Source organism: Ruegeria sp. AF2 (genome assembly GCF_056542025.1).
In genome coordinates this window covers 387,070-401,154 of sequence record NZ_JBQFZC010000004.1, presented here as the reverse complement: position 1 = coordinate 401,154, position 14,085 = coordinate 387,070, and the positions used below count along the sequence as shown (strand labels likewise).

Sequence of the window (14,085 nt, the reverse complement as noted above, 5' to 3'; positions counted from 1 at the left end):
TTCAGCGCATACAAGCGACAGGCTGCAATATTTTCAGCAATTGGTCATTGTCGCACACCAACGCATCGAGCGTGATTTCGTCCAGCGACGCATAAAACACCTCAGCCGCATCCCGCAGCGCCAACCGGAGGCGGCAGGCATCGGTCAGTGGGCAGGTGTTGTCAGCATCCGCAAAACACTCGGCAATCGGCAATCCGCCTTCGACATGGCGAAACACGGACCCGACCCGGATCTGATCCGCCGGGCGCGCCAGCGTCATGCCGCCATTGCGGCCGCGTTGTGTGCTGAGATAGTCTAGCTGGCTCAGTTGGTTGATCACCTGTGCCAGATGGTTTTCTGAAATATTACAGACATCGGCGATCTCGGCCTTCGTGACCAGCCGTTCCTGATGTGCGGCGCAATACATCAATACACGCACCGCGATATTCGTCCGTTTGGTAATCCGCATTAGGGCCTCCCGAATCTCAAGGTGAAGCTTTATTGCATGTCTCGTAAAAAGACTGTTTGACATACATCAATCGTCAAAGAAGGACGCGACCCGAATGGCAGACCCATATTTCTTCGGCTATGGCAGCCTCGTGAACCTGTCGACGCATGATTTCCCTGACCCGCGCCCAGCGCGCCTGAAAGGCTGGCGACGCGCATGGTGGCACACAGATCTGCGCCCAGTGGCGTTTCTGACCGCCGTGCCGGATGCTGATTCCGAGATTGATGGTATGATCGCACATGTGCCAAAAAACGACTGGGCCGCGTTGGATGAAAGAGAATGGGCTTATGACCGCGTTCCGGCCACACGGTCGGTCACGCACACGCTGACGCAAGAGGTGGAAATCGCTGTCTACGCAGTCCCGCATGATCGACACACCGCGCCCAGCAATCACCATCCCCTATTGCTCAGCTATATTGATGTTGTCGTGCAAGGGTATCTGCGGGCTTTTGGACCAGAAGGCGCCGATCGCTTCTTTGCAACAACCGATGGTTGGGATGCCCCGATTTTGAACGACCGCGCCGAGCCCCGTTATCCCCGTCACCAACAATTGAAGCAGGCCGAGACCGAATTCGTGGATGACCGCCTGCAACGCGTTTCGGCGCGAGTTTTGCAACCCGGAGAACAAAGAGAGGCAGGCGATTTGCCTGCCTCCTTCGTGTTCTAAAACTCTGACCCTTAAGTCAGCCGCGAGCGCGGATCACCTGCAATAGCGGCAGCAAGGTCGCCATCTCTGGCCCACGCTCCATCCCCGTCAGCGCTTTGCGCAGCGGCATGAACAGGCCTTTGCCCTTGCGACCGGTTGCTTCTTTGACTGCCTTGGTCCATGTGCCCCAAGTTTCGCCATCGAATGGGCCTTCGGGCAGCAATGAGACAGCCTGAGCGATGAACTCACGATCCTCGTCTGCGATCAGGGGTTCGGCCCCATCACGGCACAATTCCCACCATCCCTTGAGATCGCTCAACGTGGTGATGTTCTCGCGCGCCATCGTCCAGAAAGGCTCGGCCAGTTCAGCAGGAACGCCTGCTTCAGCAACGGCATCGGCCACATCGGCCAGCGGCAGCGATTGCAGATGCTTCGCGGTCAGCGGGAACAGGTCCTGCACGTCGAACTTGGTTGGTGCCGCACCGAAGCGTGTGACATCAAAGCCGTCGATCAACTCTGCCATATCCGAGCGGAGCTCAACCGGATCTGACGATCCCAGACGCGCCATCAGGCTTAGCAGGGCCATTGGCTGCACGCCCTGCTCTCGCAGATCGCGCAAGGCCAGTGTGCCCAGGCGCTTAGACAGGGCCTCACCCTGAGGACCAGTCAGCAACGAGTGATGCGCAAAACGCGGACAAGTCCCGCCCAGCGCCTCGATGATCTGAATCTGCGTTGCGGTATTGGTGACATGGTCCGAGCCGCGCACGACATCGGTTACGCCCATCTCGGTGTCATCGACCACAGATGCAATCGTATAAAGAACCTGACCATCGCCCCGGATCAGCACCGGATCGGATACCGAGGCGGCATCGATCGAGATGTCGCCCAAAATGCCATCGTTCCATTCGATACGCTCGTGGTTCAGTTTGAACCGCCAGACGCCATTGCCACGCTCAGCGCGCAGGGCTTCTTTCTCGGCATCGCTGAGGTTCAGCGCTGCACGGTCATAGACCGGCGGCTTGCCCATGTTCAGTTGCTTCTTGCGCTTGAGGTCCAGCTCGGTGGGCGTCTCGAACGCCTCATAGAACCGGCCCATCTCGCGCAGCTTATCGGCGGCCTCGGCGTAGCGGTCCAGACGCTCCGACTGTCGCTCAACCCGGTCCCAATGCAGGCCCAACCACTCCAGATCCTGCTTGATCGCGTCGACATATTCTTCCTTAGACCGCTCGGGATCGGTGTCATCAATGCGCAGAATGAACGTACCGCCAGCCTTGCGGGCGATCAGATAGTTCATCAGGGCGGTGCGCAGGTTGCCCACATGGATGTAACCGGTGGGCGACGGGGCAAAACGGGTCGTGGTCATGGAAGTCTCCTGTTGGCGCGGCTCATCTCACATGGGCGCGTTTTTGTCCAGCAGGGGCTTTCAGGTTGGTTCAACCGGCCAAATGCCATCTAAGCGTTCGAGCCCGGCTTTGATGAGTTCACGAAGCACGTCGAGATCAATATCCGGTAGTTTATTTACATAGAGGCAGGATTTACCCAGCTTGTGCTTGCCCAGTCTCGATAAGATATCTCCGAAGTCAGCATACCCTGGCATGATGTAGATGGAATGCGCCGCCTTGCGCGGAGAGAACCCAGTTGCGAGAAAGTCGCCCTCGCGCCCTGACGCATAGCGATAATGATATCGACCATAGCCAATGATCGACGGGCCCCACATTACTGGCGCATAACCTGTGGTTTCACGAAACAGCCTGTCCAGCACGTGCGCCTCATCCGCCTTGCGGGTCGGCTGAATACTCGCCAGAAAATCAGCAACGTTTTGCCCTGTGGGTACAGTTTTATTCGCAGATCGCGGCATGAACAAAAATTAACACGTAATGTTCAACCACGCAGCCCATATAACAGTGCCATAGTATGGCCACAGGCCCAGACTGACCTAATTCAGTCAAACATGCTCTGACAGGGAGAACGACCATGACCATCAGATTGACTCGCCGGGCGGCGCTTGGAACGGTTGCGGCTCTGCCGCTTGCGGCAGCTACTTCGCCTGTTCTGGCCGCAGGTACCGAGACCAAAGCCAACTCTACAATAGCAAAATCGTTTCAACTGGGCGATTTCACCGTCACCACCTTGTTGGATGGCAGCCTGCCTCGTGATGGTGCGCAAGACATTTTCGGCGGCGGCGCCTCGGATGAAGATTTCGCCCGTGTATCGGCTGACAACTTCATCTCGCCAGATGTTGCGCAGTTCTTCTTCACACCAACGCTGGTTAATACGGGGTCCGAGATGATCCTGTTTGATACTGGGCTTGGCCAAGGTGGAATTCAGGCCGCGCTGGCCGACGCCGGCGTAACGCCTGATCAGATCGATGTGGTGGTCATTACCCACATGCATCCCGATCATATCGGTGGTATGACAACCAATGATGCCGCGACTTTTGCCAATGCGCGTTATGTAACAGCAGCACCCGAATACGACTTTTGGTCAGCGCAAGACGCGGGCAACCGAGTGGGTGATATGGTTGCAGCCAAAGTCACCCCGATGGCAGAGAAGATGACCTTTATCGGGGATGGTGGTGAAGTCGCATCCGGCGTCACGGGTATGGCAGCGTTTGGTCATACTCCGGGCCATATGGTCTATCACCTAGAAAGCAACGGTCAGCGTCTGGTCCTGACGGCGGATCTTGCAAATCACTATGTCTGGTCATTTGCACATCCTGAATGGGAAGTGCGATTCGACATGGACAAAGCCGCTGCAACGGAATCGCGCCGGAATGTGCTGGGCATGCTGGCTGCGGACAAAGTGCCTATGATCGGCTATCACATGCCTTTCCCGGCCGCTGGGTATGTCGAATCCCGTGGCGACGGGTTCCGGTTCGTGCCGGTCAGCTATCAAATGATGGGTTAGAGGCTAAAAACCAGCATCCGGCCGCACTTTTGACCCATCCGTGAAACGGGACAGGCGAAAGGCGGTCGGCTCAACGCAAGGCGTGCTTTCCGTAACAAGGTCCGCCACCAATCGACCTGCGGCAGGACCGATGCCAAAACCGTGGCCGGAGAAACCGGTCGCAATATGAAGGCCCAGCACCGCGTCCACTTTCGAGATGACCGGGATCGCATCCGGGGTCACATCGATCAGGCCAGCCCAGCTTTGAACAATCTCCGCACTATCAAGCGCAGGCAACGCCTTGCGGGCGTTGGCCCACGCCCTTCGCAACACTTTCTGGGAAGGTTCCGGGTCGAGCACTCGGCAATGTTCAAACGGTGTCACATCGGTCGGCAGCCAGCTTCGATCCTCATTCGCCTCGACCATCCAGCGTCTCGAAAGGCGAAACCTTAAGGACCGCCACTCTTGCCGGAATGCGGGTAGAAACTGCAACCCGAGTCGGAAACTGTCAGGAACGATATCCACCGTATTCTCGTGACCCGAAGCTATGGTGTATCCCCCGTCCGAGCGCTTTCGAATGGCAAAATCATCACTCCAAAGCGACACCTCTGGCCCTGCTGCAACCGGAGAGGTCCGCATGACCGTATTGAGCACTTTGAGCTGTGGCAGAGTGATTCCAGCGTTCCCCGCAAACAGCCGAGACCAGGCTCCGCCTGCAAGTACGACTTGACTACACCTTACGCGGCCGCGTTCGGTGAAAACACCTGCGATCCGGCCCGCAGCAACATCGACACTTCGCACCGCGCATTGCGTCATGATCGCGGCACCACGGTCGCGCGCCGCCTCGGCGATTGCGGGGGCCGCCCATTGCGACTCGGCGCGCCCGTCCTGCGGCATGTAAAGCGCTGAGCGCAGTTTCATACTGTTATCCGACAGCAACCCGTCCAGTTCAGGGCCGGATACCATGCGAGCACCTGTTTGCAGCCCTTCAACATGGTCCAGCCATCGCGTCAGGTTTTCATCGTCTCGTGCGCCAGACGCGCCAAACACGATTCCTGATTGAACATAGCCTGTGGCGCGTCCCAATCGCGCATCCAGCCCTTGCCAGATTCTAAGCGCCTCTTGCATCAGGGGGATCTCGCGCGGATCACGTGTCCCAAGGCGCACCCAGCCCCAATTGCGCGAGCTTTGCTCGCCCGCAATCCGGCCCTTCTCGCACAACAGAACGGAAACACCTCGCTCAGCAAGCTCGAAGGCTGCCGAAGCCCCGATGATTCCACCACCTATGACGACAACATCTACGTGCTTGGGAAGTGTGAGATCAGATTCGACGGGTGTCGGTGTGGGGCCTGGCATTAACCGCTCGGTGCTCGTTCATCGGAGCGACATCCAGCCTGAAGGCGATTTCACTGGCAATGTAGAAAACGGTTGGTCCCGGGCAATTGCCGGAACCTGTGGCCAATTGGCCAATGCGCGGCGAATTACGCCGCGCAGATGCGTTCAGATTACGCCGCCCCGGAAAGTTGCGCCCATTTCTGGCGCAGTACCGTGCTGAGCTTGGGATCGGACTTTGATGCAAGCGATTCCTGTGGCTGCAACACCGGAAATTCCGATCGCAACGGAACCGGGCCTGCCACCGCGCCGGGCGTCGGCTCTTCCTGGCTCATAATGTCTGCAATCGCAGCATCCAGCGCCTGTTCATCCAACTTGCGCGGCGCTGATTCCATAGGCTTCAACTGCAACGGAGAATGAAGCGGCTTATCGTATCCATTCGTCATTTGACCACCAATACCTTTACTGACATCCCAAACACGGATGCCTTTTCCCAGTTCCACAATCCCGGTCATCGGCTCTGAAAATGGCAGGCCAACCTACCGGATTGCGTCACATCCGCCCCATATGAGGCGAACCCCTGTCGTAAATGTGGCAAAAAAAGGACGCGCGTACAAGCGAAACATAGTCTTTTGACCGCACAACTGGCTGAAATTGATAAACAAACTGCCGCAGAAATCCGCATTACCATTCACTTTCGAAACAATGGTAAATTTTTCAACCAGAGCGGTGCTTACGTTCTATCCCGCCAGCGATTTACAATCGGATAGCGACGATCCAGCCAGAAGGCCCGCGGTGTCAACCGTGTGCCAGGCGCGGACTGGAAGCGCTTGTATTCACTAATGTAAATCAGATGTTCGACCCTCCGGGCCTCGGCCTCGTCAAATCCGGCTGCAACGCAGTCGGCGATTGAGCCATCCTGATCCACCAAAATATCAAGAATCGCATCGAGAACGGGGTAGTCCGGCAGGCTGTCGCTGTCTTTCTGGTCTTCACGCAATTCAGCACTTGGCGGCTTGTCGATCACCGTAGGGCGTATTACCTCACCCTCGGGACCCATCATCCAATCGCGATGATTGGCGTTGCGCCAGCGGCAGGTCTCGAACACGCGAGTTTTGTACAGATCCTTGATCGGGTTATAGCCACCGTTCATGTCACCATAGATAGTGGCGTAGCCCACTGCGACCTCGGACTTGTTGCCGGTGGTCAGCAGCATCTCGCCAAACTTGTTCGAAATCGCCATTAGCAGAAGACCGCGCAGGCGAGACTGAACATTTTCTTCGGTCAGGTCCTCATTCCGCCCTGCAAAAAGCGGAGCCAAAGTGTTGGTTACCGCTGCGCGTCCCTCAGAGATCGGCACAAAGTCGTAGTGCACGCCCAGCGCCTTGGCGACGGCTTCGGCATCATCCAAAGAACTTTGGCTTGTATATTCCGAAGGCAGCATTACGCAGCGTACATTTTCCGCACCGATCGCATCCACGGCTATTGCGGCCACCAGCGCCGAGTCGACGCCGCCCGACAACCCCAGCACAGCTTTGCCAAACCCCGTCTTGCCCATGTAATCGCGCAGAGATTGCACCATCGCGCGATAGTCCTGCTCCCATTCGTCGGGTTGCGGCACGACTTCACCAGCCACAATACGCCATCCGTCATCTTGGCGCGACAGATCGATATGGCTGACGGCCTCATCGTAGACGGGCATGCGGAACGCAAGCTCTCCACCCGGGTTCAATCCAAACGTAGCACCGTCGAAAACCTGATCATCCTGCCCGCCGACCATGTTCAGGTAGATTACCGGCAGACCCGTTTCGACCGTGCGAGCCACCATGTGGTTCAACCGGATATCGTATTTGTTTCGAAAATAGGGCGAGCCGTTGGGGATCAGCAGAAACTCGGCCCCGGTTTCTTCCAGTGTCTCGGCTACATCCTCGTGCCAGCCATCCTCGCAAATCGGGCTACCAATACGGACATTTCCAACCGCATAAGGGCCGCCCATAGGACCCGCATCATAAAGGCGTACTTCATCAAAGACGGTCTCATTGGGCAAATGATGTTTAAGAACTTTGCTGACAATCCGCCCACCTTTGAGGATCAGGTAGGCGTTATAAAGCTTCCCATCTTCAACCCAAGGACCGCCGATGGCCAACGCCGGGCCGTCGGCACAGTCTTCAGCCAACGCCTGCACCGCATTCATCGCGGCCCGATGAAACGCGGGCTTCATCACCAGATCCTGGGTATTGTAGCCGGTTATGAACATCTCGGGCAGCGCCACAAGATCAGCCTGCGCCGCGCGCCCTTGCTGCCAGGCTGCAGCAGCCTTGGCGGCATTACCGTCGATATCCCCAACCGTTGGGTTCAATTGCGCCAGAGTGATGCGGAAACGATCGGCCATTTTTGCCCTCTTGCCCTCATGTCTTTCAGGGATTTAGCAGATCACACCGCGAGTGAAAGGCAAATGCGCCAAAAGCCGTTGCTCTGCCCTCGGCGGTATCTTAGTTTTGCGCCAACACAAACACCGCAGGCAGGTACAAAAATGAAAGCGATCCGCACATCCCTTACCGCTGCAACGCTCACAATGCTGGCGTCTTTTGCGATCGCCCAACAGGACGGTCAGATTGTCATCGCTGATGATGATGTCGGAGGTGTCTACGAGGGCACGTTCGAAAACGGGCTGCGCCATGGCACCGGCACTTACCGCCTGCCGAACGGTTTTGAATATTCCGGTCAATGGGTCGAGGGCGAGATTCAAGGACAAGGCACCGCGCGCTACGCCAATGGCTCTGTCTATGAAGGGACATTCGCCAAGGGCCAGCCGGAAGGGCGCGGCAAAATCGTCTATTCTGATGGCCAGTCCTATGAGGGCGAGTGGGCCAACGGCACGATAAACGGTACCGGTATCGCGACATATTCCAACGGCTCGCGATACGAGGGCGGCTTCAAGGACGCCAGATATCACGGTCACGGCGTGCTGACCGGCCCGGATGGCTCGGTTTATGAGGGCGACTGGGTAAACGGCCAGAAAACCGGCAGCGCCAAGATCACCTACGCCGATGGAAGTACCTATGAGGGCGACTTGAATGGCGGGCAACGGCATGGTCAGGGTAGTCAAGTCTGGGTCGACGGCATGACTTATGCTGGGTCCTGGGCCAACGACCAGATGGCCGGAACAGGCCGTTTGGTTCAACCCAACGGAGATGTCTACGAAGGCGAAATGGTCGAAAATCGCCGACAGGGCAAAGGCAAGTCCATATACGCCAACGGTGCGACCTATGAAGGCGACTATGCTGACGACCAGCGCCATGGTCAGGGCACCTACAAGGGCAGCGACGGGTTTGCGTACACAGGCGCCTGGCAAAAGGGCCAGATTGAGGGCCTGGGCGAGATGCTCTATCCCGATGGTTCGGTCTATATCGGCGACTTTCTAGATGACCTGCCTCATGGCAAGGGGCAAACGACATACCCCGACGGATCAGTTTACGACGGCAACTGGATCGCCGGGATTTTTGAGGGCACCGGCACGGCAACCTATCCCAACGGAACGGCTTATACGGGCCAGTTCAAAAACGCCCGCTTCGACGGCAAAGGTATTCTGACCTTTGCAAATGGCTATCGCTATGATGGCGATTGGGTAGACGGCGTCCGACAGGGGAAGGGCAAGGCTACGTTTCCGGACGGGATCATTTACGAAGGCGATTTTCTGAATGGCAAGCGTCACGGCAAGGGAACACTGACCCGACCGGGCGGATACAGCTACACAGGCGACTGGGCCGACGGCAAGATCACTGGCTTTGGAACCGCCACCTATGAGACCGGGGATGTCTATGAGGGCAGTTTCCTGGAAAACAAACGCCATGGTGACGGCACGATGCGTTTCGCAGGCGGCGAGGTTGAGACCGGCGTTTGGGAAAATGACACGCTGGCGACCGAGACAGAGATTGCGCCCGAAACCCCCGCTTCGAGCCCCGAAACCCCTGAGTCCGACTCTACCCCCGACGCGCCCGCCCCTGACGCGACAGACCCGGATATAAACGACGGCTAAATCAGCCCTACCAAGGCACGCGCTTGCCAGCCCAATCGTAAAAACTGCCCGAGTCAGCGGGGGTGAGTCCATTGATGACGGACAGCAGATTGGCTGCGGCCTCATTTGGTTCAACAGCCGGGTGGCGGGCAAGGTACTTTTCGGTAAAGGCCGTTTTGACTGTTCCGGGGTGCAAAGCGACACATATGGCCTGTTTGTGCGTGCGCGCCAATTCGATGGCAGCCGTATGTACAATCTGATTCACAGCCGCCTTGGCCGCACGATAACTGACCCACCCACCCAGCCGGTTGTCCCCGATTGAACCAACTCGGGCCGACAGCACGGCGATCACCGATCTGCGGTCGCGTGGCAGCAGGCGGTGCACGTGCTTTAACACCAAGGCCGGACCAACTGCGTTCAGCGCGAACTGGTCCATCATCGCCTTCGCGGACAAGGTGCGCATAGATTTTTCCGGACCCATACCGTTAATCTCAAGCGCCCCTGAGGCCACCATGATCAGATCAAACGGATCAGAAAGGGACGCCAGCATACGCTCTGCGCCATCCGGGTCAGTCAGGTCAAACCCATCCGTTGATCTGGCCAGTCGGGTGACTTTGACACCATCCGTTGTCAGGTGATCGTTCAAAGCGCGCCCGATACCGCCAGAAGCTCCGATGATTAATGCAGTTTTCATGCTCGAGAAGTTAGCCGAAAGCTTCATCGCTTCAACTCCACCGTCAATTTTGTTCCCCTGTAAATTTCCCGCTTTTCATTCGCCGCGCGCCCTGTATAAGCTGATCCCCATGATCAACCGCGCAGATATCGCTTTTGCAAACGCCGCACCCAGCGGCGCGTTGCTGCGTGGTCTACTGATCCTAATCCGCCTCTGAGCGTGCCATCCGGCGCGCCCGCTCAGAGGAGGACGCCCGCGCGCCAAGAGGCTTTAGGACAGAAGAAGAAAGAGAACCCCATGACAAACGTGACCGACCAAGACCGCGTCGTGATCTTCGACACCACCTTGCGCGACGGCGAGCAGAGCCCCGGCGCGACCATGACCCACAACGAAAAGCTCGAAATTGCCGAGCTTCTGGATGAGATGGGCGTCGACATCATCGAAGCCGGATTCCCCATTGCATCGGAAGGCGACTTCAAAGCGGTGTCCGAGATTGCCGAGCGCTCGAAGAACAGCCGCATCTGTGGTCTGGCCCGCGCCAATTTCGCCGATATCGATCGGTGTTGGGAGGCGGTGAAACACGCCGAGAAGAACCGGATCCACACCTTTATCGGAACCTCTCCGCTGCACCGGGCGATACCAAATCTGACGCAGGACGAGATGGCCGACAAGATCCACGAAACGGTCAGCCACGCGCGCAACCTTTGCGAAAACGTGCAGTGGTCGCCGATGGATGCGACCCGGACCGAATGGGATTATTTGTGCCGTGTGATAGAGATTGCAATCAAGGCTGGCGCCACCACGATCAATATCCCCGATACTGTCGGTTATACTGCCCCAGTCGAGTCTGCAGATCTGATCAAGCGCCTGATCGAGACGGTTCCCGGCGCGGATGAGGTAATCTTTGCCACCCACTGCCACAACGACCTTGGCATGGCGACAGCGAACTCTCTGGCAGCGGTCGCAGGTGGTGCGCGTCAGATCGAATGCACCATCAACGGGTTGGGTGAACGCGCAGGCAACACCGCGCTGGAAGAAGTTGTGATGGCGTTGCGCACACGCAACGACATCATGCCGTGGCATACTGGCATCGACACCACCAAGATCATGCATATTTCACGCCGGGTCGCGACCGTGGCCGGATTTCCGGTGCAGTTCAACAAGGCCATTGTCGGCAAGAACGCTTTTGCCCATGAAAGCGGCATCCATCAGGATGGCATGCTGAAGAACCGCGAAAACTTCGAGATCATGCGCCCTGAAGACATTGGGCTCTCTGGCACCTCTTTGCCGCTGGGCAAGCATTCGGGTCGCGCTGCACTGCGCGATAAGCTCGAAACGCTGGGGTATGAGGTTGGTGACAACCAGCTCAAAGACATTTTTGTGCGCTTCAAGGATCTGGCCGACCGCAAGAAAGAAGTCTTTGACGATGACCTCATCGCGTTGATGAGCGTCGACGACGAAGCGGACGATCATCTTCAACTGGTGTCGATGAAAGTGACCTGCGGTACCGGAGGTCAGGCCGAAGCGACGGTCGAGCTGGAGGTAGAGGGTGCAGACAGGATCGCCACAGAAAACGGTGACGGCCCAGTCGACGCAACCTTCCGGGCGATCCGGGCGATCTATCCCAACACTGCGCGGCTGCAACTGTATCAGGTGCATGCGGTAACCGAAGGTACGGACGCGCAAGCCACGGTTTCGGTCCGTCTGGAAGAGGATGGTATGATCGCCACCGGTCAGTCTGCAAATACAGATACGGTGGTTGCGTCGGCCAAAGCCTATATCCACGCGCTGAACCGCCTGATCATGCGTCGTGAAAAGGCTGGTCCGGGAGCAGATACACGCGAGATCAGCTACAAAGACCTGACCTGATTGAAGGGTAAGGCTAATGGCTCCCGCACCCGCGGCGGCCCGGCTTCGCCGACCCTTCTTGGGTTTTGGGCCCGGCAACGCACCTCTGGCGCGCTGCCGGGCCCAACGCGTTTGACGGCAACTTTGATGCAGGCAAACGGAGCGGGAGCTTTCCCTGTGTAATTCTTGCTTTTCAAAGCTGAGCGAACAGCTCCGACAAGCGGCGCGTTTCGTCTTCGATCCCGAAGGGTGCATTCAACATGAACATACCTGATCCGACCATGCGATGACCTTCCCGCGCCGGAGGGAACGTGACCTCATGGCAAATCGTTTTGGGATATCCAGCGGATTTCAGAGACGAAATCATAGCCTTGTGACGTGCATCCGTCAGGATTGGATACCAAAGTGCGATCACACCCACATTCCATTTGCGGTGCAGCTTCGCGATCACCCCGGGCAATCGGTCATACTCGGCCTTCACTTCATAACTGGGATCGATCAGCATCATCCCGCGCCGAGGGGTCGGGGGTAGCAACGATTGGGCCAACTCAAACCCATCCTGCTGATAGACCTTCGCACCGAACGGCGACAATGCCAGTGAAAGTGCCGAATGTTCCTGCGGATGCAGCTCGGCGAAATGCAGGCTATCCTGTTTTCGCAACAGGTTGGCCGCAATCAGGGGTGAACCGGGATACGCTTGCACGCCGTGACTGGCCTGTATGGTATCCAGCACCCGCGCCATTGGATGATCGGAATCAAACCAACCTTCGCGCCTGACGCGCCCGATCCCGGCGACAGCTTCACCCGTTCGAACCGCCTCAGCCGCGTCAAGGTGATATAGTCCACGCCCGGAGTGCGTTTCGATATAGCTGAGGGGTTTGTCCTTTTGGGTCAAATAACGCAGCGTCCACGCCAATAAAGCGTGCTTTTGCACATCAGCCAGATTTCCAGCGTGGTAAATGTGTTGATATGAGAGCATTATGCCTTCTAAAGTCTCCATCAATAAGGCGGAAAGGTGCTGATTGTCGCGGAATCAGCCCTTTAACCGGGCGAGTTGGCACCCTATAAGGCATCCGTCCCGGAACCGTCGAGTCGCGGGCAGTGGAAATTCTGACAAACGGGATCGGGGAAATATGGGCATCTTTGGCAATCTGGGCGGCCTGTTCACAGCCGACATGGCTATCGACCTTGGAACAGCTAACACGCTGGTTTATGTCAAAGGGCGCGGAGTGATCCTGTCTGAGCCCTCGGTCGTTGCCTACCACGTCAAGGATGGGGTCAAGAAAGTCCTTGCTGTTGGCGAGGACGCCAAGCTGATGTTGGGCCGGACCCCCGGCTCCATTGAAGCCATCCGTCCGATGCGCGAGGGTGTCATCGCGGACTTCGATACCGCCGAAGAGATGATCAAGCATTTTATCCGCAAGGTGCATAAACGCTCAACCTTCTCGAAACCCAAGATCATCGTTTGCGTCCCTCATGGCGCAACCCCGGTTGAAAAACGCGCAATCCGCCAGTCGGTTCTGTCTGCAGGCGCGCGCCGCGCGGGCCTGATTGCCGAACCGATTGCCGCTGCGATTGGTGCAGGAATGCCGATCACCGATCCAACCGGCAACATGGTTGTGGATATCGGCGGCGGGACCACCGAGGTTGCGGTTCTGTCGCTGGGCGACATCGTCTATGCCCGCTCAGTTCGCGTTGGTGGCGACCGGATGGATGAGGCGATCATCTCGTACCTGCGGCGTCAACAGAACCTGCTGGTGGGTGAATCAACTGCGGAACGGATCAAGACCACCATCGGTACCGCACGGATGCCAGACGACGGGCGTGGCCAGTCGATGCATATTCGCGGGCGCGACTTGTTGAATGGTGTACCGAAGGAAATCGAGATCAGTCAGGCTCAGGTGGCCGAAGCACTGTCTGAACCCGTGCAGCAGATTTGCGAGGCGGTGATGACAGCTCTGGAAACCACGCCGCCCGATCTGGCGGCTGATATCGTGGACCGGGGTGTTATGCTGACCGGAGGCGGAGCTTTGCTGGGCGATCTGGATCTGGCGCTGCGCGAGCAGACCGGTTTGGCAGTTTCTATTGCTGATGAAAGCCTGAATTGTGTGGCTTTGGGCACGGGCAAAGCACTCGAATACGAAAAACAACTGCGCCACGCGATTGACTACGAAAGCTAAGGCGCGCACCCTGAT

At 57.5% G+C, this 14,085-nt stretch carries 13 protein-coding genes; 5 read left to right on the top strand and 8 right to left on the bottom strand.

Annotation, left to right across the window (positions count from 1 at the left end):
- Window position 1: 1 nt before the first annotated feature.
- Window positions 2–448 (bottom strand): Rrf2 family transcriptional regulator, encoded by a 447-nt coding sequence (locus ACR0NM_RS15290; protein WP_170423813.1) that lies wholly within the window; start codon window positions 446–448, stop codon window positions 2–4.
- Between the two features lie 94 nt (window positions 449–542).
- Between ACR0NM_RS15290 and ACR0NM_RS15285 the strand changes: the two genes are divergently transcribed.
- Entirely contained in the window at window positions 543–1,154 is a 612-nt protein-coding gene (locus tag ACR0NM_RS15285; protein WP_480615462.1) for a gamma-glutamylcyclotransferase family protein, read from the top strand.
- 16 nt (window positions 1,155–1,170) lie between these two features.
- On the opposite strand, the gene gltX is transcribed toward ACR0NM_RS15285, so the two are convergent.
- Window positions 1,171–2,496 (bottom strand): glutamate--tRNA ligase, encoded by a 1,326-nt coding sequence (gene gltX, locus ACR0NM_RS15280; RefSeq protein ID WP_480615460.1) that lies wholly within the window; start codon window positions 2,494–2,496, stop codon window positions 1,171–1,173.
- Between the two features lie 60 nt (window positions 2,497–2,556).
- Complete coding sequence (locus ACR0NM_RS15275) at window positions 2,557–2,991, bottom strand: DUF1801 domain-containing protein (protein WP_170514021.1); 435 nt, start codon at window positions 2,989–2,991, stop codon at window positions 2,557–2,559.
- A 116-nt stretch (window positions 2,992–3,107) separates the two neighbouring features.
- Between ACR0NM_RS15275 and ACR0NM_RS15270 the strand changes: the two genes are divergently transcribed.
- Window positions 3,108–4,040, top strand: coding sequence for an MBL fold metallo-hydrolase (locus tag ACR0NM_RS15270; protein WP_170395914.1), 933 nt, complete (start codon window positions 3,108–3,110; stop codon window positions 4,038–4,040).
- Between the two features lie 3 nt (window positions 4,041–4,043).
- On the opposite strand, the gene ACR0NM_RS15265 is transcribed toward ACR0NM_RS15270, so the two are convergent.
- The 3 genes from ACR0NM_RS15265 to ACR0NM_RS15255 form a co-directional block, all read right to left on the bottom strand.
- Complete coding sequence (locus tag ACR0NM_RS15265) at window positions 4,044–5,375, bottom strand: NAD(P)/FAD-dependent oxidoreductase (protein ID WP_480615458.1); 1,332 nt, start codon at window positions 5,373–5,375, stop codon at window positions 4,044–4,046.
- 149 nt (window positions 5,376–5,524) lie between these two features.
- A complete protein-coding gene (locus ACR0NM_RS15260) occupies window positions 5,525–5,866 on the bottom strand; it encodes a hypothetical protein (protein ID WP_170395910.1) in 342 nt (113 codons plus the stop codon).
- A 218-nt stretch (window positions 5,867–6,084) separates the two neighbouring features.
- Window positions 6,085–7,743, bottom strand: coding sequence for an NAD+ synthase (locus ACR0NM_RS15255; protein WP_480615456.1), 1,659 nt, complete (start codon window positions 7,741–7,743; stop codon window positions 6,085–6,087).
- 141 nt (window positions 7,744–7,884) lie between these two features.
- Here ACR0NM_RS15255 and ACR0NM_RS15250 point away from each other — a divergent pair, with 141 nt between their 5' ends.
- Complete coding sequence (locus ACR0NM_RS15250; RefSeq protein WP_480615454.1) at window positions 7,885–9,390, top strand: MORN repeat-containing protein; 1,506 nt, start codon at window positions 7,885–7,887, stop codon at window positions 9,388–9,390.
- Between the two features lie 7 nt (window positions 9,391–9,397).
- On the opposite strand, the gene ACR0NM_RS15245 is transcribed toward ACR0NM_RS15250, so the two are convergent.
- Window positions 9,398–10,063 (bottom strand): SDR family NAD(P)-dependent oxidoreductase, encoded by a 666-nt coding sequence (locus tag ACR0NM_RS15245; RefSeq protein ID WP_480615574.1) that lies wholly within the window; start codon window positions 10,061–10,063, stop codon window positions 9,398–9,400.
- Between the two features lie 276 nt (window positions 10,064–10,339).
- Between ACR0NM_RS15245 and ACR0NM_RS15240 the strand changes: the two genes are divergently transcribed.
- Complete coding sequence (locus ACR0NM_RS15240; protein WP_170395900.1) at window positions 10,340–11,911, top strand: 2-isopropylmalate synthase; 1,572 nt, start codon at window positions 10,340–10,342, stop codon at window positions 11,909–11,911.
- A gap of 172 nt (window positions 11,912–12,083) precedes the next feature.
- Here ACR0NM_RS15240 and ACR0NM_RS15235 read toward each other — a convergent pair whose 3' ends face one another.
- Entirely contained in the window at window positions 12,084–12,869 is a 786-nt protein-coding gene (locus tag ACR0NM_RS15235; protein ID WP_480562820.1) for a 23S rRNA (adenine(2030)-N(6))-methyltransferase RlmJ, read from the bottom strand.
- Between the two features lie 154 nt (window positions 12,870–13,023).
- On the opposite strand from ACR0NM_RS15235, the gene ACR0NM_RS15230 reads away from it, so the two are divergent.
- On the top strand, window positions 13,024–14,070 hold the full coding sequence (locus ACR0NM_RS15230; RefSeq protein ID WP_039523195.1) for a rod shape-determining protein: 1,047 nt from the start codon (window positions 13,024–13,026) through the stop codon (window positions 14,068–14,070).
- Window positions 14,071–14,085 lie beyond the last annotated feature (15 nt).

Excerpts from the sequence above, each read along its gene's own strand:
- ACR0NM_RS15290 (WP_170423813.1), bottom strand. The coding sequence starts at position 448 with ATGCGGATTACCAAACGGACGAATATCGCGGTGCGTGTATTGATGTAT.
- ACR0NM_RS15285 (WP_480615462.1), top strand. The coding sequence starts at position 543 with ATGGCAGACCCATATTTCTTCGGCTATGGCAGCCTCGTGAACCTGTCG.
- gltX (WP_480615460.1), bottom strand. The coding sequence starts at position 2,496 with ATGACCACGACCCGTTTTGCCCCGTCGCCCACCGGTTACATCCATGTG.
- ACR0NM_RS15275 (WP_170514021.1), bottom strand. The coding sequence starts at position 2,991 with ATGCCGCGATCTGCGAATAAAACTGTACCCACAGGGCAAAACGTTGCT.
- ACR0NM_RS15270 (WP_170395914.1), top strand. The coding sequence starts at position 3,108 with ATGACCATCAGATTGACTCGCCGGGCGGCGCTTGGAACGGTTGCGGCT.
- ACR0NM_RS15265 (WP_480615458.1), bottom strand. The coding sequence starts at position 5,375 with ATGCCAGGCCCCACACCGACACCCGTCGAATCTGATCTCACACTTCCC.
- ACR0NM_RS15260 (WP_170395910.1), bottom strand. The coding sequence starts at position 5,866 with ATGACCGGGATTGTGGAACTGGGAAAAGGCATCCGTGTTTGGGATGTC.
- ACR0NM_RS15255 (WP_480615456.1), bottom strand. The coding sequence starts at position 7,743 with ATGGCCGATCGTTTCCGCATCACTCTGGCGCAATTGAACCCAACGGTT.
- ACR0NM_RS15250 (WP_480615454.1), top strand. The coding sequence starts at position 7,885 with ATGAAAGCGATCCGCACATCCCTTACCGCTGCAACGCTCACAATGCTG.
- ACR0NM_RS15245 (WP_480615574.1), bottom strand. The coding sequence starts at position 10,063 with ATGAAAACTGCATTAATCATCGGAGCTTCTGGCGGTATCGGGCGCGCT.
- ACR0NM_RS15240 (WP_170395900.1), top strand. The coding sequence starts at position 10,340 with ATGACAAACGTGACCGACCAAGACCGCGTCGTGATCTTCGACACCACC.
- ACR0NM_RS15235 (WP_480562820.1), bottom strand. The coding sequence starts at position 12,869 with ATGCTCTCATATCAACACATTTACCACGCTGGAAATCTGGCTGATGTG.
- ACR0NM_RS15230 (WP_039523195.1), top strand. The coding sequence starts at position 13,024 with ATGGGCATCTTTGGCAATCTGGGCGGCCTGTTCACAGCCGACATGGCT.